This is a genomic window from Streptomyces sp. NPDC091209 (assembly GCF_044757755.1).
Lineage (GTDB): Bacteria > Actinomycetota > Actinomycetes > Streptomycetales > Streptomycetaceae > Streptomyces.
Genome location: NZ_JBIVVR010000001.1, coordinates 1,489,614 through 1,509,796, shown reverse-complemented (window position 1 = coordinate 1,509,796; position 20,183 = coordinate 1,489,614). Strand labels below are relative to the sequence as shown.

Below are 20,183 nucleotides of genomic sequence, written 5' to 3'. Positions count from 1 at the left end.
ACCGGCGTCAGCCCAGTGCCCTGCCCGGCGGAGACGGGGGTCAGCCCAGTGCCTTGCCCGGCAGTTCGACCTTCGCGCCGAGCGCGATGAGCTTGTCCATGAAGTTCTCGTAGCCGCGGTTGATCAGGTCGATGCCGTGGACGCGGGACGTGCCCTGCGCCGCCAGCGCCGCGATCAGGTACGAGAAGCCGCCGCGCAGGTCGGGGATGACCAGGTCGGCGCCCTGGAGCTTCGTCGGGCCCGAAACGACCGCGGAGTGCAGGAAGTTGCGCTGGCCGAAGCGGCAGTTGGAGCCGCCGAGGCACTCACGGTAGAGCTGGATGTGCGCGCCCATCTGGTTCAGCGCGGACGTGAAGCCCAGCCGGGACTCGTACACCGTCTCGTGGATGATGGACAGGCCGGTGGCCTGCGTCAGCGCCACGACCAGCGGCTGCTGCCAGTCGGTCTGGAAGCCGGGGTGGACGTCCGTCTCCAGCGCGATGGACTTGAGCTGCGAGCCCGGGTGCCAGAAGCGGATGCCCTCGTCGTCGATCTCGAAGGCACCGCCCACCTTGCGGTAGGTGTTCAGGAACGTCATCATCGAGCGCTGCTGGGCGCCGCGGACGTAGATGTTTCCCTCGGTCGCCAGCGCCGCGGAAGCCCAGGAGGCGGCCTCCAGGCGGTCCGGGAGGGCCGCGTGGGTGTAGCCGCCGAGCGAGTCCACACCGGTGATGCGGATCGTCCGGTCGGTGTCCATCGCGATGATGGCGCCCATCTTCTGCAGGACGCAGATCAGGTCCTCGATCTCCGGCTCCACAGCCGCGTTCGAGAGCTCCGTGACTCCCTCCGCGAGCACCGCGGTCAGCAGCACCTGCTCGGTCGCGCCCACGGACGGGTACGGCAGCTGGATCTTGGTGCCGCGCAGTCGCTGCGGGGCCTCCAGGTACTGGCCGTCCTCCCGCTTCTCGATCTTCGCGCCGAACTGCCGCAGCACCTCGAAGTGGAAGTCGATCGGCCGGCCGCCGATGTCGCAGCCGCCGAGGCCCGGGATGAAGGCGTGGCCGAGGCGGTGCAGCAGCGGACCGCAGAAGAGGATCGGGATGCGCGACGAGCCCGCGTGGGCATCGATGTCGGCGACGTTCGCGCTCTCGACGTGCGAGGGATCGAGGATGAGCTCGCCGGGCTCCTCACCCGGACGGACGGTCACACCGTGCAACTGCAGCAGTCCGCGTACGACACGTACGTCGCGGATGTCGGGGACATTGCGCAGCCGGCTCGGACCGCTGCCCAGCAGAGCGGCGACCATGGCTTTCGGTACGAGATTCTTCGCACCGCGGACACGGATCTCGCCCTCAAGCGGGGTTCCGCCATGGACAAGCAGGACATCGTCGTTGACGGTCATGTATCTCGCGTTCCGATGAGTTGGGCAGGTGTGGGTCGTCGGCCGGCCGGTCGTACGGGCGCCGAACAGCAAGGGTAATGGCCGCCCACCCCGGCGCAGTAAGCCCTCGGAGGACTCGGCTGGGTCATGGCTTGGCCACAACACGAACCGTTCCGAATCGGGCACACGGGGTCACCGGTCCCGGTGTGCGCGGGCAACGCTCCGTTGCGCCCTGAGCTGCGTTCACTCCCGTACGTGTATTGGCTCCCCACATGAAGGGAATGTGCGGGATCATGTCTGGCATGACCGAGGTGTCCTCGCTCACAGGGCGGCTGCTCGTGGCCACGCCCGCCCTGGCGGACCCGAACTTCGACCGTGCGGTGGTGCTTCTCCTCGACCACGACGAGGAGGGCTCCCTCGGTGTCGTCCTCAACCGCCCGACCCCGGTCGGTGTCGGCGACATCCTGGAGAACTGGGCCGGACTGGCCGGGGAACCGGGTGTCGTCTTCCAGGGCGGTCCCGTCTCGCTGGACTCGGCGCTGGGGGTGGCGGTCATCCCGGGCGGTACGGCGGGAGAGCGCGCGCCACTCGGCTGGCGGCGGGTGCACGGCGCGATCGGTCTGGTGGACCTGGAGGCCCCGCCCGAGCTCCTCGCGGCGGCCCTCGGCTCCCTGCGCATCTTCGCCGGATACGCGGGCTGGGGCCCGGGCCAGCTGGAGAACGAACTGGTGGAGGGCGCCTGGTACGTCGTCGAGTCCGAACCGGGAGACGTCTCCTCCCCGTCACCGGAACGCCTGTGGCGCGAGGTCCTGCGCCGCCAGCGCAGCGAACTGGCGATGGTGGCGACGTACCCCGACGACCCCTCCCTCAACTGACCGGCGCACCGGCCCCCGACGCTTCCGTCACGGGCGCGCGACCCTTCCCTCAACTGATGGGTGCGAGCCCCAGTACCCTTGGCTTCATGAGCACTCTTGAGCCTGAGACCCAGCCCCAGCGAGGCACGGGGACGGGGACCCTCGTAGAGCCGACGCCGCAGGTGTCGCACGGCGACGGGGACCACGAGCGCTTCGCCCATTACGTCCAGAAGGACAAGATCATGGCGAGCGCGCTGGACGGCACGCCCGTCGTGGCGCTGTGCGGCAAGGTGTGGGTACCGGGCCGCGACCCGAAGAAGTACCCCGTGTGTCCCATGTGCAAGGAGATCTTCGAGTCCATGGGCGCCGGTGGCGACCAGGGCAAGGGCGGCGACAAGAAGTAACGCCGAGGTCCTCCCCGGCGCGGTACGCCGCATGGACCGAGCACGGCCGCGACACCCCTGACGAGGGGCGTCGCGGCCGTGTCGTGTTCGAGGCCGCCCCTCCTCGTCGCCCTCCTTGTCGCCTGATCGGGGCCGACGCGCGGGCCGTCCGCGAGATCCGGGGGAGTGCGGGCGAACGGGCCGACGGGGAGGCCGTCGGCGGCTGGGCGTTGCACGGAGTGCGCGCCGTGGTCACGGAGTGGTTGAGACCTCTTGTGGGCGGTTCGCGGACTCCATAACCTCCGGAGTGTTGTGCGGTGCGAAACCGCCATTGCGCATGCTGCAACACGCCCCGTTGGAGGACGCTCGATGATGCTCGCCGGTCCCGGAATCCTCGCGGCCCGGACGGCGAACGTTCTTCTGCCGGACGGTGCCCGGCGCTTTCGGGCCGCCGCGGCAGTGGGCGCCCACCGGGCCCCGGCTCCGGTCGCTTTCGCCCTCCCCGGATTCCTTCCCGCGCGTCTTCCGGCAACGGGAATTCGGCCGGCACTTCCTCGAGTTCCCTCTCGGGGCGAGCTCCGTTCCGGTCGTTCCGGCGCTCGTCGGGTTTCTCCCGGCGACGGTGTTCATGGCCGCCCGGATGTTTTCCTCCGTCCCGGCCGGGAACGATTTTCCGTTCCCCGAGTCGTTCTTCCTCGACGGCGGACAACGGTCCCCGCGCCGCCGGTCCACCGTGTCCTCCGTAAGCCGGCGCGACCCGACCGGACGGTATGGCGGCCGTCTCCGCGGTGATGGTGATTCAGACGCCGATCTTCTTCGTACGCGTACACCGGCGACTCGCCTGCGACCTCGTCGGCGGTAAAGAACTGAAGGACGGATGGACATGATGGATACGGGCCTGATTCCCGCGCCCCGCCTCGTCGAAGGCGCCACGCAGGGGCGGTTCGCGCTGGACGCGGACACCACCCTGTGGGCCGCGCCCGGCACGGACACCGTCGAACGCTGGCTGCGCTCGACGCTCGGCACCGCGCTCGGACTACCGCTGCGACCTGGGCCGCAGGGCGCGCCGGGCGCCGTACGCCTGCTCCTGGACGACACCCTGGAACCGGAGGCGTACCGGCTCGGTGTCGGCGACGACGGCGCCGAGATCCGCGGCGGCGACGCGGCCGGCGTCTTCTGGGGCGCGCAGACACTGCGTCAACTGCTCGGCCCCGACGCTTTTCGCCGCGCCCCGATCCATCCGCGGACGGCGTACGAAATCGAGCACCGGACCATCGAGGACGCGCCCCGATTCCGCTGGCGCGGCCTGATGCTCGATGTCTCCCGGCACTTCATGCCCAAGGAAGGCGTCCTGCGCTACCTCGACCTGCTGGCCGCGCACAAACTCAACGTCTTCCACTTCCATCTCACCGACGATCAGGGGTGGCGTGTTCAGATCAAGCGCTACCCGAGGCTGACGGAGGTCGGTTCCTGGCGGCCGCGCACCAAATTCGGCCACCGGGCCTCGCCGCTGTGGGACGAGAAGCCGCACGGAGGCTTCTACACACAGGACGACATCCGCGAGATCGTCGCGTACGCGGCCGAGCGGCATATCGCCGTCGTCCCCGAAATCGACATCCCCGGCCACTCGCAGGCCGCCATCGCCGCGTATCCGGAACTGGGCAACACCGACGTCATCGACACGACCTCCCTGACCGTCTGGGACAACTGGGGCGTCTCCGAAAACGTACTCGCCCCCACTGACAACACCCTGCGGTTCTACGAGGGGGTCTTCGAGGAACTCCTCGACCTGTTCCCGGCGGACCCCGCGCGCTTCCCGGAGTTCTCGGGCTTCTTCCACATCGGGGGCGACGAGTGTTCCAAGGACCAGTGGAAGCGGTCGGCCACGGCGCAGGCGCGCATCAGGGAACTCGGGCTCGCCGACGAGGACGAGTTGCAGTCCTGGTTCATCCGGCACTTCGACAACTGGCTGTCCGCGCGCGGGCGTCGGCTGATCGGCTGGGACGAGATCCTGGAGGGCGGTCTCGCGCCGGGCGCCGCGGTGTCGTCGTGGCGCGGCTACCAGGGCGGCGTCACGGCCGCGCGCGCGGGCCACGACGTCGTCATGTGCCCCGAGCAGCACGTGTACTTGGACTACCGTCAGGCCGCGGGCGAGGACGAACCGGTGCCGATCGCCTATGTGCGCACACTGGAGGACGTCTACCGCTTCGAACCGGTTCCGCCGCAGCTCACCGCGGCGGAGGCACGGCACGTGCTGGGCACGCAGGCCAACGTGTGGACCGAGGTGATGGAGGACCACACGCGCGTGGACTACCAGGCCTTCCCGAGGCTCGCCGCCTTCGCCGAGGTCGCCTGGAGCCGGCTGCCGGCCCCCGCGGAGCGGGACTTCGCCGGCTTCGAGCGGCGGATGAGCGCGCACTACGAGCGGCTCGACGCCCTCGGAGTGGCCTACCGCCCGCCCACGGGACCGCGGCCGTGGCAGCGGCGGCCCGGGGTGCTCGGACGCCCGATCGAGGGGGCGCCCTCGAACGTGTGAGACGCCTCACGACCGGTGTGCCCCGGTGCGAGTGCCCTGGCACCGTTGCCCCGCAAGGAAAAAGAGCCCCAAGGGTCACCGAAGAGTGACAATGCGCGCTCACCGGCGATGCCATGCGAAAACCGGCCATCCCCCTGGTGAGAGGGGCGAATGCCTCCTAGCGGACCCCCGCGTCGGGGGCCGGGGAAGATGTGCCAGAGTTGCCACGTCCGCCCTGTCAGCACGTACCGTACGGCAGCACAGGTGGGACCAGGTGGGGCAGCGGGAAGGGGCAACCGGTTTGACCACGCACGCACCGCAGACGGCGCAGGCCGTGACGCTGCCCGTCTCGCTGGACGAGGCGGTGACGGCGCTCGCCGCCATGCCCACGGCCGTTCCGGTGGCAGGCGGCACGGACCTGATGGCCGCGGTCAACTCCGGACAGCTCAGGCCGGCCGCGCTCGTCGGCCTCGGCCGGATCAGCGAGATCCGCGGCTGGCAGTACCAGGACGGCCACGCCCTGCTCGGCGCGGGACTCACCCACGCCCGCATGGGCCGCCCCGACTTCGCGGCCCTCATCCCGGCCCTCGCCGCAGCCGCGCGGGCGGCCGGACCGCCGCAGATCCGCAACGCCGGCACCCTCGGCGGCAACATCGCCTCGGCCGCCCCCACCGGGGACGCGCTGCCCGTACTGGCCGCACTGGAAGCCACGTTGATCATCGCGGGGCCGGGCGGAGCCCGCCGCGAGATCCCCGTGTCGCACCTGCTCGCCGGCGTGGACATGCTCGGCGGCGGAGAACTCATCGGCTACGTGCGCGTGCCGCTGCTGCACGCCCCGCAGGTCTTCCTGAAGGCCACCGGGCGCACCGGACCCGGGCGCGCCATCGCCTCCGTGGCGGTCGTCCTCGACCCGGCCCGGCGCGGTGTGAGGTGCGCGGTCGGCGCCATAGCGCCGATGCCGCTGCGGCCCCTGGACGCCGAGGCGTGGGTGGCCCAGCTGATCGACTGGGACAACAGCCGCGCGATCGTCCCGGAGGCGCTGGCCGCGTTCGGCGAGTACGTTGCCGCGGCCTGCATCCCCGACCCCGTCCCCGCCGAGGACGGATCCGTGACACCGCTTCCGCCCGCCGTACTGCACCTGCGGCGCACCGTCGCCGCGCTGGCCCGACGAGCACTTGGGAGGGCACTGTCGTGACCGACGACCAGCACGATGAGGGCGCTCCGCGGAGCGGCGGCCGCTGGGATCCGCTGCCCCAGGGCGACTACGACGACGGCGCCACCGCCTTCGTCAAACTCCCCGAAGGCGGCATCGAGGCACTCCTCGCGGCCCGGGAACCGCTCGCCGCGCCGGGGCACGGCTACGTGCCCCCGCAGATCGCCGTGACGCCCGCCCCGCCCGGGGCGGCGGACCCGGTGGCCGGCGGAACGTGGGCCGGGCAGGGCGGCAACGCCCCGTGGCCGGATCCGAACGCCGCGCAGGCGGGCCCCGGAGCCCATGACGACCGGTTCTCCTACCACCCCGGGTCCACCGGGCAGTGGCAGTTCGACGACGCCGCCCGTGACGGCGGGGCCGGGCACGGCCAGGGGCACGGCGCCGGGCAGGACGTGACCGGGCAGTGGTCGATTCCGGTGGCCGGAGGCGACCTTCCGGACGAATCGGGCGAGTTCACCACATCGGCACTCGTCGAGCAGTGGGGCGGCATGCCGCCCGCCACGCTCCCCGGCGGCGCGTCCGCGCCCTGGGCCAGCGAGATCGGGCAGCCCTGGACCGCCGACGCGCACGAAGTGGCCACAGAGGCCCCTGTGGGGCGCGCGGGGCAGTCGGAGCCCGAATCGCCCGCGCAGGCCGCCCAGCGCCCCGTACGGCCCGTCCATGAGGCCCCTGAGACCGTCGTTGACCTCGAGCCGGTGACCACGGGGACACGCGAGGTGTCCGAGCCCGATCCGGCGCACGAGGCCGTGGGCACGGGCGACGAGACACCGGACGCGGACCATCCCGCCCAGGCCCCGCACGACGAACACCCCCTCGCCTCCTACGTCCTGCGCGTCAACGGCGCCGACCGGCCCGTCACCGACGCCTGGATCGGCGAGTCGCTGCTCTACGTGCTGCGCGAGCGGCTCGGCCTCGCGGGCGCCAAGGACGGCTGCTCGCAGGGCGAGTGCGGCGCCTGCAACGTCCAGGTGGACGGCCGGCTCGTGGCGTCCTGCCTGGTGCCCGGCGTCACCGCGGCCGGCAGCGAGGTCCGCACCGTCGAGGGCCTGGCCGCCGACGGACAGCCCTCCGACGTCCAGCGGGCCCTCGCCAAGTGCGGTGCCGTGCAGTGCGGTTTCTGCGTCCCCGGCATGGCGATGACCCTGCACGACCTGCTGGAGGGCAACCCCGCGCCGAGCGAGCTGGAGACCCGCCAGGCCCTGTGCGGCAACCTGTGCCGCTGCTCGGGCTACCGCGGTGTCCTGGACGCCGTGCGCGAGGTCGTCGCCGAACGCGAGGCGCACTCCGCCGCCGCGGCCGAAGCCGCCCCCGAGGCGGACGAGGCCCGTATCCCGCACCAGGCCGGCCCAGGCGCCGGCGGCGTCCACCCCTCCGCCTACGAGGACGAGGCCGCCTACGGTTCCCGGGCCCAGCACGAACAGCCGTACGGCCAGGACGGAGGCCAGGCGTGACCAACACAGCCGCGACCGCGACACCCGCGGCGCACGAGACAGGCCCCGAGCCCCTGCCGCACGGGCTCGGCGTCTCGCTGCCGGCCGCCGAGGACCGTGCCAAGACGGAGGGCACGTTCCCCTACGCCGCCGACCTGTGGGCCGAGGGCCTGCTGTGGGCCGCCGTGCTCCGCTCGCCCCACCCGCACGCGCGGATCCTGTCCATCGACACCAGCCACGCGCGCGAGATGCCCGGCGTACGCGCCGTCATCACCCACGAGGACGTGCCCGGCACCCCGCTGCACGGCCGCGGCAGAGCCGACCGCCCGGTGTTCGCCTCCGAGGTCGTACGCCACCACGGTGAGCCCATCGCGGCCGTCGCCGCCGACCACCCGGACACCGCGCGGATGGCCGCCGCCGCCGTCATCGTCGAGTACGAGGTCCTCGAACCGGTCACCGACCCGGAGCAGGCCTTCGAGGCAGAACCCCTGCACCCCGACGGCAACCTGATCCGCCACATCCCGCTGCGCCACGGCGACCCGGACGCGGTGGGCGAGATCGTCGTCGAGGGCCTGTACCGCATCGGCCGCCAGGACCCCGCCCCCATCGGCGCCGAGGCCGGACTCGCCGTGCCCCGCCCCGACGGCGGCGTCGAGCTCTACATCGCCTCCACCGACCCGCACAGCGACCGCGACGCCGCCGCCGCCTGCTACGGCCTCGAACCCGCGCGCGTGAAGGTCGTCGTCACCGGCGTCCCCGGAGCCTCCGCGGACCGCGAGGACCAGGGCTTCCAGCTCGCGCTCGGCCTGCTCGCCCTGACGACCGGCTGCCCGGTGAAGCTCACCGCCACGCGCGAGGAGTCCTTCCTCGGCCACGCCCACCGGCACCCGACCCTGCTGCGCTACCGGCACCACGCCGACGCCGACGGCATGCTGGTCAAGGTCGAGGCACAGATCCTGCTCGACGCGGGCGCCTACGCCGACACCTCCGGGGAGTCCCTCGCCGCCGCGGTCTCCTTCGCCTGCGGCCCGTACGTCGTCCCGAACGCCTTCATCGAGGGCTGGGCCGTGCGCACCAACAACCCGCCTTCCGGGCATGTACGCGGCGAGGGCGCCCTCCAGGTCTGCGCCGCCTACGAGGCCCAGATGGACAAGCTGGCCAAGAAACTCGGGACGGACCCCGCGGAACTGCGCCTGCGCAACGCCATGGCCACCGGAGACGTCCTGCCGACCGGCCAGACGGTGACCTGCCCGGCGCCCGTCGCCGAGCTGCTCCAGGCCGTACGCGACTACCCACTGCCCGCCCTCCCCAAGGACACGCCCGAGGACGAGTGGCTGCTGCCCGGCGGCCCCGAGGGCGCGGGCGAGCCCGGTGCCGTACGCCGCGGTGTCGGCTACGCGCTCGGCATGGTCCACATGCTCGGCGCCGAGGGCGCCGACGAGGTCTCGACGGCTACCGTCAAGGTCCACGACGGCGTCGCCACGGTGCTCTGCGCGGCCGTGGAGACCGGCCAGGGCTTCACCACGCTGGCCCGGCAGATCGTCCAGGAGACCCTCGGCATCGACGAGGTCCACGTGGCCCCGGTCGACACCGACCAGCCCCCGGCCGGTCCGAGCTGCCGCGGCCGGCACACCTGGGTGTCCGGCGGAGCGGTGGAGCGCGCGGCCAAGATGGTCCGTACGCAACTGCTGCAGCCGCTGGCGCACAAGTTCGGCATGTCCACCGAGCTGCTCCAGATCACCGACGGCAAGATCACGTCGTACGACGGTGTGCTGTCGACCACAGTCACCGAGGCGATGGACGGCAAGGAGCTGTGGGCGACCGCGCAGTGCCGCCCGCACCCGACCGAACCGCTGGACGAGGCCGGCCAGGGCGACGCCTTCGTGGGCCTCGCCTTCTGCGCCATCCGCGCGGTGGTGGACGTCGACATCGAACTGGGCTCCGTACGGGTCGTGGAGCTGGCGCTCGCCCAGGACGTCGGCCGGATCCTCAACCCGGCCCAGCTGACGGCCCGCATCGAGGCGGGCGTCACCCAGGGCGTCGGCGCCGCGCTGACCGAGAACCTCCGGACGGCCCGCGGCCTGGTCCGGCACCCCGACCTCACCGGCTACGCCCTGCCGACCGCCCTGGACGCGCCCGACATCCGCATCGTCAAGCTGGTCGAGGAGCGCGACGTCGTCGCCCCCTTCGGCGCCAAGGCGGTCAGCGCCGTACCGGTCGTGACCTCACCGGCGGCCATCGCGTCCGCCGTACGGGCGGCCACCGGCCGGCCGGTCAACCGTCTGCCGATCCGCCCCCAGGCGGCCGTGGTGACGACCTCGTGAGCGCGCAGGAGCCGACGACCGGCGAACCCTCGCCGAACGGCGTCGAACCGTCGACGCACAGCGTCCAACCGTCGACGCACGGAGCCGAACCGTCGGTCCCGGGCGCCGAGGCCGGGCAGCCGCGCTACGAACCCCCGCCCAGCGTGGGGAAGTTGCTGATCTGGGTGCTGCTGTTCGTGCTGGCGGCCATCGTCGTCGTCCTGGGCGGCGTCTACTTCACCTGACGCGCCCCGCTTCACCTGACGCGCCCCGCGTCACCACACGGGCCCCTCACGCCGTCTCCGGACCGTGGAGGGCCCGTTTCCGTGTGTTTCCGGCGTTGTCAGTGGGGCGGCGTATGGTTCTGGCTCAATGGGGAACTGCCGTGGGACGACCGGCCGTTCCCTCAGGGGGAAGCACGATGCGTTCACATGCGCGGGGGAGCCATGAGCACGACTGACACCGATGTCGGCGGCGCGATCACACTGACCGACGACGAGCTGGATCCGTACGTCACCCACACCGGCACCCGGAACCGGCTCACCGGCCCCGGACTGCCCGGCGACGGCACGCTGCTCGGGTTCGGCACGCTGCGGGAGCACGGCCTGCGCACCGTCGCCGACCTGGCGGGCGACGCCGACAAACTCGCCGGGGAACTGCGCGACCAACTCGTCATCGGGGCGCTGCGCAGCCTGGACCGTGACCTGGAGTCGATCCTGCTGGACGGGACGACGGGCGAGGTCTCCTCGACGTACCTCCAGCGGAACCCCGCCCAACTGGACCTCTCGCCCCTGGCGCCCTCCCTGGAGGCCCTGCTGCGCTTCGCCGCGGCCACCGAGGAACTGACCGTGTCCCGCGGCCGGCGGGGCCCGTTCGGCCCGAAGGCGGTCGCGGAGGTGTCGGACCGGCTGAGCGCCGTCTTCGAGGACGCCACGGGCGCGGACGTACCGGCGTACTGGCGGATGGCCGCGCTGATCCGCCCGCTCGCCCGGATCGCCGGACCCGGCGAGGGACTTGTCCTCGGGCTGCCGAAGCGGCTGTTGGACGAGGAGTTCGGCGCGGGTGGGATCATGCGGTTCGAGGACGTCGACTTCCCGCCCGCGCTGACGCACGAACCGACCCGCCGCTTCCTGCGGGAGTCCGGCCTGCCCGAGGACGGCTTCCTCTTCCAGCTCGACACGGAGGTGCCGCTGCCGGCCCTCACCGAGTACTACGCGGACGAGCGCCCCGACGAGTTCTCGGCCGGACTGCTCCCCGCCGCGGCCGACCGCCTGATACGCCTCGGCCACCTCCTGGAGGACACGAGCCTGGTCGTGGACGGCACCACGGGCGCCGTCCTCGCCTGGAGCGAGCCGGACCTCACCCTGCGCCCGCTCAACGCGGACATCTCCACGCTGGCGTTCACCCTCTGGCTCCACCACCGCGAGAAGACCGTCGACGCGGCCCACGGCCTCAGCGACTCCTACGAGCAGCTCGCCGCCACCCTGACCGAAACCCTCGCCACCGTCGACCCCACCGCCTGCGACCCGACCCCCACCCTCCCGGGCGACGACGGCCGCCGCTACTGGCCGGAGATCTTCGAGGACCGGGCGGGCGGCACGCTGTACGCCTGACGGACCACCGGACCACCGGACCACCGGACCGACACCCGCGCCCGGATCGACCCGATGCCCGACAGGCACCAAGTCCCCACGGTCTGGGCGCACTTGAGGCCCATCTGAAGCGTCGGGCCTGCTCCGTAATTGCCGTGCGTCCGTGCCGTGCGGCCGATATAAAGACGGCCGGGCGGGCGGTCCGAAGAGGTCCCCGCTGTCTCGATCGCGTCAGAGGTGGGGATCGGCAGTGTTGCTGTGGAGAGTACGCAGATGGGTCACGGTGGCCGTCGCGGCCGCCGCGCTCGGCATGGGAGGCGTGACCGCCGCGCACGCAGCGGACCAGCCGGAGGTCACCTACGCGGGAAGCGTGTCGGACGACCTCGGGATCCTGCAGATCAATGCCCGGTCCGCCGCCGACATCAAGAGCATCACGGCACACCTGGTCTCGTACGCCTCGCAGACCGAGGTCGCCGAGATCGGCACCAAGGACTTCCGGCTCTTCTCCGGCAGCCTTCAGGACGGCAGTTGGCGCACCAAGAAGCCGTTGAAGCTGCCCGGGTTCGGCTCCTACCGCATCGACGTGGACGTGACGGACGCCGACGGCGGCCACGTGCTGCAGCAGTCCGCGGGGGACTTCGCCTACTACGTCGTGGCGAAGTTCGGCGCGCTCACCGTCGACCGCGCCGCCATCGACCGCGAACACCGTGACGTTCAGGTCGAGGGGACGCTGTACGGCCGCTGGCCGACCCGTCAGGTGAAGCCCCTTGCGGCACGCCAGGTCGAGATCAACGTCGACTACTGGACGCAGACCACGGTGACCACCGACGCCCGGGGTCACTTCACCGCCTCGGTGCGGCTCGACGCCGCCGCGCCCGTCCAGGCCGTGTTCGCCATGGACGATGGCACGCCGACGGTTCTGTACGGGGAGTCCGAGCCGGTACAGATCGGTGTCGACCAGATCCCCACCCGGTTCACCTCCCCGGTGAGTTCGACCGACATCGACTTCGGGCAGCCGGTCACGGTGAGCGTCAAGGTCGAGCAGAAGACCGCGGACGGCTGGGTCCCGCTGGCCGGGCGTTCCGGGGGCGTCCTGTTCGGCCCCGACGACGCGCAGACCGACACCGTGGGCCGCTTCACCACCGCTGACGACGGCACCTTCACGATGGACTACACGCCATGGCAGGGCGGCTACTTCCAGCTCGCCCTGGACACCTCGGACGACCCGTTCCTCCAGGCCGGCACCGGTACGAGCGACGTCGTCCACGTGCACCGGGCGTCGCGGTTCACGGCCTTCACGGCCGCCCGCTCCGACACGGGACAGGTCCACGCCGAGGGGCTCATCGACTTCCCCGACGGATGGACGCCCGGCCGGATCAACGTCCACATCCAGTACTCGCCCGACGGCGTGACCTGGTCGACGCTCACCACGGTCGAGGCTTCCTGGGGCGGCACGGGGAACGATTTCGCCGCGGACCTCGACGAGAGCGGTGCCGGCCACTACCGGGCTGTCTTCGACGCCGACGACAACTTCCGGTCGGCCACCTCGCAGACGGTCTTCGTGCCTGCGTCGACCTAGGGTCCGCCGTCAGGGCACACCGGGACGGACGGACAGAAGGGGCGGCACCGCGTGAGCGGTGCCGCCCCTTCGTCCTGCCCGGTCGGGCGGGAAGAGACGTTCGAAGATCCCTGCTTCCTCGGGTGGGACGTAACCGCGCGGCCGCGGCGTCTTCAGAGTGTGGACGACGAACAGGATCTCGGATGAAGCTCCGGTACGAAGAGGAATTCATGGCGTTCGCCACCGCGCGATCCGCACCTCTGTTTCGCTCCGCGTGTGTGCTCACCAGTGGTGATGTGCACCTCGCGGAGGACCTGGTGCAGGACACGCTGGGCCGGATGTACGCCAACTGGCGCAAGATGGCACAGGTGGATGACCCGGCCGCCTACACCCACACCGTCCTCGTGCGGACCTATCTGTCCCACCGCCGTCGGCGCAGCAGCTCCGAGCAGCCCACCGACACCCTTCCGGACTCCGGTCCCGCCACCGAGCACGACGCCACGCTGCGGGTCACGCTGCTCGACGCTCTCGGCCGGCTCTCCGCCCGGGACCGAGCCGTGCTGCTCCTGCGCTACTGGGAGGACCACAGTGTCGAGCAGACCGCCGCGATCCTTCAGGTCCGGCCGGGCGCGGTACGCAACCGGAGCATGCGCGCGCTCGCCCGCATCCGGGACCTTCTGGGCCACGACCTGACCGAGCTCGTCAGCCCCTGACCTAGGTGCCGCGGCACCTACCTCACCCTCAGCACCGACCCCCGAAACGCGGTGACCCGCCATGCCCGTCGAAGACGACTTCACCGAAGCCCTCCGCACCACCCTCCTGACCTTCGAACCGCCCAACACCCCGTCACTTGTGCGAGCCGGCGTCCGCAACGGTCGGCGAAGGCGCCGCCGCCGCGCCACGGCTGTCGGCGTGAGCGGAGCAGCCGTGCTCGCGCTCGTCGGGCTCGGCACGGCGGCCGTCCCCGGACTGCTGTCCCACGGACGAGCGGCCGGCCATGCGATCGCCGGTCCGACGATCTCGGCCACAACCGGCTCGGCCACGGCATCCGCCGTCCCGAAGCCGACCTTTACCGGCGCACTGCCCGCCGACCGCGCTCTCGCCACCCTGACCGCGTTGCTGCCGACCGGCGTGACCCATTCGAGCCCGCCCGGCGGCCAGCGGTCCGGGCAACTGTGGGTGGACGACGGCCACGGCAAGTCGCTGCTCGAGGTGCACGTCTCCCGGCAGACCTCCACCACGGCGATCCGCAGCCACGTCTTCGCCGGCGCGACACGCCTGGCCGACGGCACCCTGATCCAGTCCCGTCAGGCACCATCCGGAACGGACCCCGGACACGAGACGGTGAACGTGCTGCGTCCCGACGGGCTCTACGTCACCATCATGGAGTGGGAGGCCCCGAGCGGGCTCGGTCCCTCGACCCGTAGCACGCCGATCCTGTCACCGGCCCGACTGCTGGCCATCGCAACCAGCCCGAAGTGGCAGTGAGGCCCGCAGTGGCCGCGCGGCGACCCGACGATCCCCCGGAATACGCGGGTCGGGCCTACTACGGGTCGGATTTGCTACTGGAGGCCGTGGCGGGAATTGAACCCGCGTAACTCGCTTTGCAGGCGAGTCCCTGAACCACTCGGGCACACGGCCAGTCTCAGGTGCGGCACGGCTCACTCGTTCCGAACCTGATGGGTCGACCGTAGGCGGGGTGCGGGAGCGGGCTCAAGGGTTCCGGGGTCGCCGCAACGCGACTGCCATACGCCGTTCACGAACCGCGGGGCCGGGCCTGACCGGGGTGGGGCGGACCGGGGTGGGGCGTGGTGGGCGTGGGTGTGGGCCGGGTCCGAGGGAGAGGGACTAGGGCCAAAGGACTGGGTGATCACCGTCTTTGGACAGGAGTCAGTGAAGGCTGCGCACCTTACGCTGACCGGCATGACAGCAGTGGAAGTGCGCGACGTGGTCACGGTTCCGTCCGGGGGGAACGGTGGCGTGCTGAGCGGGCCGTACCGGGCGCTCAGTATCGGGATCGTGTCCGTGGTGCTGGTGATCGCGTTCGAGGCGACGGCCGTGGGGACGGCGATGCCCGTCGCCGCGCGGGAGCTCGGCGGGGTCGCCCTGTACGCGTTCGCGTTCTCCGGGTACTTCACGACGAGCCTGTTCGGGATGGTGCTCGCCGGGCAGTGGTCCGACCGTGACGGGCCACTGGGCTCGCTGGCCTCGGGCATCGGCGCGTTCGCCGCGGGGCTGCTGCTGTCCGGGACGGCCGGCGGCATGTGGGTGTTCATCCTCGGGCGGGCCGTCCAGGGGCTCGGCGGCGGACTCGTCATCGTCGCGCTCTACGTCGTCGTCGGGCGGGCCTATCCGGAGCGGCTGCGGCCCTCGATCATGGCGGCCTTCGCGGCGGCCTGGGTGGTGCCGTCCGTGGTCGGACCCCTCGCCGCGGGCGCGGTCACCGAGCACCTCGGCTGGCGCTGGGTGTTCATCGGGATTCCGGCGCTGGTCGGCGTACCGCTCGCGCTCGCGCTGCCGCAGATACGGCGGCGGGCGTCCGGACAGGCGGGGGCGGGGGACCGCGTGCCGCTGGACCGGCGGCGCATCCGGCTGGCGTTCGGGATCGCGCTGGGCGCGGGGCTCCTTCAGTACGCCGCCCAGGATCTGCGCCCGCTCTCCCTCGTCCCCGCCGCGGCCGGTGCCGCGCTGCTCGTCCCGGCCGTGCGCGGACTCCTGCCCCGCGGCACCTGCCGGGCGGCGCGCGGGCTGCCGTCCGTGGTGCTGCTGCGCGGGGTCTCCGCCGGCGCCTTCATCGCCGCCGAGTCCTTCGTGCCGCTGATGCTGGTCACCCAGCGGGGGCTGTCGCCGACCCTCGCCGGGCTCTCGCTCGCGGCCGGCGGCGGGACCTGGGCGCTGGGGTCCTGGGTGCAGGCGCGGCCGCGCGTGGAGCCGTACCGGGACCGCCTGATGTTTCTCGGCATGCTGCTGGTCGCGGCGGCCGTCGCAGCCGCGCCGAGCGTCCTGATCCCGGCCGTGCCGGTGTGGACCGTCGCCGTCGCCTGGGCGTTCGGCTGCTTCGGGATGGGCCTGGTGATCGCCTCGACCAGCGTGCTGCTGCTCCACCTCTCGGCCCCCGAGGAGGCCGGCGCCAACTCGGCCGCCCTGCAGATCTCCGACGCCCTGTCCAACGTGCTGCTGCTCGCCGTCGGCGGAGCCGCCTTCGCGGCCCTGGGCGGCGGCGCGGTCGCCCGAACGGCCACCGCCACGACGTCCGCCGCCCACAGCTCCCACCCGGCCGCCTTCGCCGTGGTGTTCCTGCCGATGGCGGGGGTGGCGCTGCTGGGGGCATGGGTGACGACCCGGCTTCGGGAACGGTGAGGACGGAAGGCGTGCCGGCTGCGCTGTTCCGGGTGTGGCGCGCCCGACAGCCCTGTTCCGGGTGGCTGTGATCAGGACCGCCGCGTACGGGCTGGTCACCGATGGGGTGGCGGGGGCGAAGGGCGAGCCGCGGTGGTCCAGGGGCCGGCGCGCGGCCTGTGACGTCAGTCCCATCCACGGGTGCCCCGGCCTTGTCCGCACGTTGTCGTGAGCCGGGCGCCGGTAGGGTGGCCCGGTTGTCATATGTAGCCGAACCGCCCGCCCGCCTCCCGTCACGCCTCGGCTGACGCGCCGCGCGCGGACCCGGACGCTCCCAATCGACACCCAGACCGGAGACCGTGACTACCACCGCCGCCAGCGCCTCCACGCACACGCATCACCTCTCGCCCGCCTTCCCCGGCCGAGCCCCCTGGGGCACCGCCAACAAGCTGCGCGCCTGGCAGCAGGGGGCGATGGAGAGGTACCTCCAGGAGCAGCCGCGCGACTTCCTCGCCGTAGCCACCCCCGGCGCCGGCAAGACGACGTTCGCGCTGACGCTCGCGTCCTGGCTGCTGCACCACCATGTCGTGCAGCAGGTGACCGTCGTCGCGCCGACCGAGCACCTCAAGAAGCAGTGGGCCGAGGCGGCCGCGCGGATAGGGATCAAGCTCGATCCCGAGTACAGCGCCGGGCCCCTCAGCAAGGAGTACCACGGCGTCGCCGTGACGTACGCCGGTGTCGGTGTGCGGCCGATGCTGCACCGCAACCGCTCCGAGCAGCGCAAGACCCTGGTCATCCTCGACGAGATCCATCACGCCGGTGACAGCAAGTCGTGGGGCGAGGCCTGCCTGGAGGCGTTCGAGCCCGCCACCCGCCGGCTCGCGCTCACCGGTACGCCCTTCCGGTCCGACACCAACCCCATCCCCTTCGTCACGTACGAGGAGGGGAGGGACGGCATCCGGCGGTCCTCCGCCGACTACACGTACGGCTACGGGAACGCGCTGGCCGACCACGTCGTGCGGCCCGTCATCTTCCTCTCCTACAGCGGCAACATGCGCTGGCGCACCAAGGCAGGCGACGAGATCGCCGCCCGGCTCGGCGAGCCGATGACCAAGGACGCCATCAGCCAGGCCTGGCGCACCGCCCTCGACCCGCGCGGCGAGTGGATGCCGAGCGTGCTGCGCGCCGCCGACCAGCGCCTCACCGAGGTGCGCAAGGGCATCCCGGACGCCGGGGCGCTCGTCATCGCCTCCGACCAGGAGTCGGCCCGCGCCTACGCCAAGCTGATCCGCGAGATCACCGGCACCAAGGCCACTCTCGTGCTGTCCGACGACACCGGGGCCTCGAAGCGGATCGACGACTTCTCGGCGAGCGAGGACCGGTGGATGGTCGCCGTCCGCATGGTGTCCGAGGGCGTCGACGTGCCGCGCCTGGCCGTCGGCGTGTACGCCACCACCATCTCGACGCCCCTCTTCTTCGCGCAGGCCGTCGGCCGTTTCGTACGGTCCCGCAGGCGCGGCGAGACCGCGTCCGTGTTCCTGCCGACCGTCCCCGACCTCCTCACCTTCGCCAACGAGATGGAGGTCGAGCGCGACCACGCCCTCGACAAGCCCAAGAAGGAGGGCGAGGAGGACCCGTACGCCGAATCCGAGCAGGAGATGGAGGAGGCGAACAAGGAGCAGGACGAGGACACCGGCGAGCAGGAGCAGTTCTCCTTCGAGGCGCTGGAGTCCGAGGCCGTCTTCGACCGCGTCCTGTACGACGGTGCCGAGTTCGGCATGCAGGCCCACCCCGGCAGCGCGGAGGAACAGGACTACCTCGGTATCCCCGGCCTCCTCGAACCCGACCAGGTGCAGCTGCTTCTCCAGAAGCGACAGGCCCGGCAGATCGCGCACAGCCGCAGGAAGCCGGACGAGGAGGCGGATCTCCTCGAACTTCCCGCCGAACGCCGGCCCGTGGTCTCCCACAAGGAGATGCTGGAACTGCGCAAGCAGCTCAACACCATGGTCGGCGCGTACGTCCACCAGAGCGGCAAGCCGCACGGAGTGATCCACACCGAGCTGCGCCGCGTCTGCGGCGGCCCGCCGAGCGCGGAGGCGACGGCCGGACAGCTCCGGCAGCGGATCGCCAAGGTCCAGGAGTGGGCCACCCGGATGCGCTGACGTCCGCACGGAGCGACTTCCGGAGGATTGCTTCCGTACAGATCGGCTTCGGTACAGATCGTCTTGCGTACGGATCGTCTTGCGTACGAATCGGCTTCGGTATGGATCGACTTGCGTACGGATCGGCTTCCGTGCGGGTTGGTTTTCGGCCTCCTGGAACCGGCGTGTGCGCTCGTGCGTCCATCGGTCGGGGTGACATGGCGAACCGGTTATCTCCGGGGCCGTTGGTATCCGGAACCCCTGGGTGCGGGGTGCCGAGCCGGTACCGCGGGGGCGCGTTCTGTTCAGGGAGGCGTGCGCCGCGGCCTGTGCGCTGCGTACACAGGCGGTGTACGCCTAGTGGCGCGCGCCCCACGTTCTGGGACAAACGGAATCAGTCCGTACCGGTGGATGCCCGGATTCTGGACGGAGACTTCCGCTGAGCGGACCGGCTCGCTACTGTCCCGCTACGCACACGCCCCGTGGCAGCGCCGCCGCGGAGCGCAGCCGTGAAGCGACTGCGCCCGGGAAGAGCCCGGGTTGCCGGCCGACCGGCGGCCTCTGAAGCGCGTCGCCGACGGGACTCGGTGCCGCATCCGCCGAGCGGGGGCCGTCGACCTCACCAATAAGGAGTGGGCGTCGTGACCGCGGAGACCTCTCAGACGCTCGACCGGGGACTGCGTGTCCTCAAGCTGCTCGCCGACACGGATCACGGGCTGACCGTCACCGAACTCTCGAACAAACTGGGCGTCAACCGGACCGTGGTGTACCGGTTGCTCGCCACGCTGGAGCAGCACGCTCTCGTACGCCGTGATCTGGGCGGCCGTGCCCGGGTCGGGCTCGGTGTGCTGCGCCTGGGGCGCCAGGTGCATCCGCTGGTACGGGAGGCCGCGCTGCCCGCACTGCGCTCGCTGGCCGAGGACATAGGGGCGACCGCCCATCTGACGCTGGTCGACGGGACGGAGGCGCTCGCCGTCGCCGTCGTCGAGCCGACGTGGACGGACTACCACGTGGCCTACCGCGCCGGTTTCCGGCACGCCCTGGACCGGGGGGCCGCGGGCCGCGCGATCCTCGCCGCCCGGCAGGCACCCGTGGGGGAGCCCGGATACACGCTCACCCACGGGGAGTTGGAGGCGGGCGCGAGCGGGGCCGCGGCACCGCTGATCGGGGTGACGGGGGTCGAGGGCAGCGTGGGTGTGGTCATGCTGGCGGACGCCGTGCCGGAGCGGGTGGGGCCACGCGTGGTCGACGCGGCCCGCGAGGTCGCAGACGCCTTGCGCTGACCCTGCCCATCGCTGCCGACCGGACGCCTCTGGCCTCCGGCCGCGAAGTCCCTGTGCTGACCCCGGTCTCGGGTCCCGGCCTTGGGCCTCGGCTCCCGGTCTCGGGTCTCGGGTCCCGGCCTTGGGCCTCGGCTCCCGGTCTCGGGTCTCGGGTCCCGGCCTTGGGCCTCGGCTCCCGGTCTCGGGCCTCGGGTCCCGGCCTTGGGCCTCGG

Annotated in this window: 15 protein-coding genes and 1 tRNA gene; 14 read left to right on the top strand and 2 right to left on the bottom strand. The window is 71.9% G+C overall.

Annotated features, from left to right (window positions below):
- Positions 1–40: 40 nt before the first annotated feature.
- Positions 41–1,381 (bottom strand): UDP-N-acetylglucosamine 1-carboxyvinyltransferase, encoded by a 1,341-nt coding sequence (gene murA, locus ACIQRL_RS06585; RefSeq protein WP_037619256.1) that lies wholly within the window; start codon positions 1,379–1,381, stop codon positions 41–43.
- 281 nt (positions 1,382–1,662) lie between these two features.
- On the opposite strand from murA, the gene ACIQRL_RS06580 reads away from it, so the two are divergent.
- The 11 genes from ACIQRL_RS06580 (at position 1,663) to ACIQRL_RS06530 (ending at position 14,696) form a co-directional block, all read left to right on the top strand.
- A complete protein-coding gene (locus ACIQRL_RS06580; RefSeq protein ID WP_401327768.1) occupies positions 1,663–2,235 on the top strand; it encodes a YqgE/AlgH family protein in 573 nt (190 codons plus the stop codon).
- Between the two features lie 86 nt (positions 2,236–2,321).
- A complete protein-coding gene (locus ACIQRL_RS06575) occupies positions 2,322–2,618 on the top strand; it encodes a DUF3039 domain-containing protein (protein ID WP_103554931.1) in 297 nt (98 codons plus the stop codon).
- Positions 2,619–3,474: 856 nt separating this feature from the next.
- The gene (locus tag ACIQRL_RS06570) at positions 3,475–5,133 is read left to right on the top strand and encodes a beta-N-acetylhexosaminidase (RefSeq protein WP_401327764.1); all 1,659 of its coding nucleotides are present in this window, start codon (positions 3,475–3,477) and stop codon (positions 5,131–5,133) included.
- A 280-nt stretch (positions 5,134–5,413) separates the two neighbouring features.
- Positions 5,414–6,307, top strand: a complete 894-nt coding sequence (locus ACIQRL_RS06565; RefSeq protein ID WP_401327761.1) for an FAD binding domain-containing protein — start codon at positions 5,414–5,416, stop codon at positions 6,305–6,307.
- Entirely contained in the window at positions 6,304–7,776 is a 1,473-nt protein-coding gene (locus tag ACIQRL_RS06560; RefSeq protein WP_401327759.1) for a 2Fe-2S iron-sulfur cluster-binding protein, read from the top strand. The genes ACIQRL_RS06565 and ACIQRL_RS06560 overlap by 4 nt, the downstream gene beginning before the upstream one ends.
- Positions 7,773–10,079 carry a xanthine dehydrogenase family protein molybdopterin-binding subunit gene (locus tag ACIQRL_RS06555; protein ID WP_401327756.1) on the top strand — a complete coding sequence of 769 codons (2,307 nt, stop codon included), beginning with the start codon at positions 7,773–7,775 and terminating at the stop codon, positions 10,077–10,079. Before ACIQRL_RS06560 ends, ACIQRL_RS06555 begins: the two co-directional genes overlap by 4 nt.
- On the top strand, positions 10,076–10,303 hold the full coding sequence (locus tag ACIQRL_RS06550) for a hypothetical protein (protein ID WP_401327753.1): 228 nt from the start codon (positions 10,076–10,078) through the stop codon (positions 10,301–10,303). Before ACIQRL_RS06555 ends, ACIQRL_RS06550 begins: the two co-directional genes overlap by 4 nt.
- Positions 10,304–10,504: 201 nt before the next feature.
- Positions 10,505–11,671, top strand: a complete 1,167-nt coding sequence (locus ACIQRL_RS06545; protein WP_401327750.1) for an SUKH-4 family immunity protein — start codon at positions 10,505–10,507, stop codon at positions 11,669–11,671.
- 229 nt (positions 11,672–11,900) lie between these two features.
- Entirely contained in the window at positions 11,901–13,229 is a 1,329-nt protein-coding gene (locus ACIQRL_RS06540; RefSeq protein WP_401327748.1) for a hypothetical protein, read from the top strand.
- 182 nt (positions 13,230–13,411) lie between these two features.
- Positions 13,412–13,921 (top strand): SigE family RNA polymerase sigma factor, encoded by a 510-nt coding sequence (locus ACIQRL_RS06535; protein ID WP_401327745.1) that lies wholly within the window; start codon positions 13,412–13,414, stop codon positions 13,919–13,921.
- Positions 13,922–13,982: 61 nt separating this feature from the next.
- Complete coding sequence (locus tag ACIQRL_RS06530; RefSeq protein ID WP_401327743.1) at positions 13,983–14,696, top strand: hypothetical protein; 714 nt, start codon at positions 13,983–13,985, stop codon at positions 14,694–14,696.
- Between the two features lie 78 nt (positions 14,697–14,774).
- Here ACIQRL_RS06530 and ACIQRL_RS06525 read toward each other — a convergent pair.
- A tRNA-Cys gene (locus tag ACIQRL_RS06525) sits at positions 14,775–14,849 on the bottom strand.
- Positions 14,850–15,131: 282 nt separating this feature from the next.
- Here ACIQRL_RS06525 and ACIQRL_RS06520 point away from each other — a divergent pair.
- The 3 genes from ACIQRL_RS06520 (at position 15,132) to ACIQRL_RS06510 (ending at position 19,971) form a co-directional block, all read left to right on the top strand.
- Positions 15,132–16,568 carry an MFS transporter gene (locus ACIQRL_RS06520; RefSeq protein ID WP_401327741.1) on the top strand — a complete coding sequence of 479 codons (1,437 nt, stop codon included), beginning with the start codon at positions 15,132–15,134 and terminating at the stop codon, positions 16,566–16,568.
- Between the two features lie 338 nt (positions 16,569–16,906).
- Positions 16,907–18,709, top strand: a complete 1,803-nt coding sequence (locus tag ACIQRL_RS06515) for a DEAD/DEAH box helicase (RefSeq protein WP_401327738.1) — start codon at positions 16,907–16,909, stop codon at positions 18,707–18,709.
- 620 nt (positions 18,710–19,329) lie between these two features.
- Complete coding sequence (locus ACIQRL_RS06510; protein ID WP_401327736.1) at positions 19,330–19,971, top strand: IclR family transcriptional regulator; 642 nt, start codon at positions 19,330–19,332, stop codon at positions 19,969–19,971.
- Positions 19,972–20,183 lie beyond the last annotated feature (212 nt).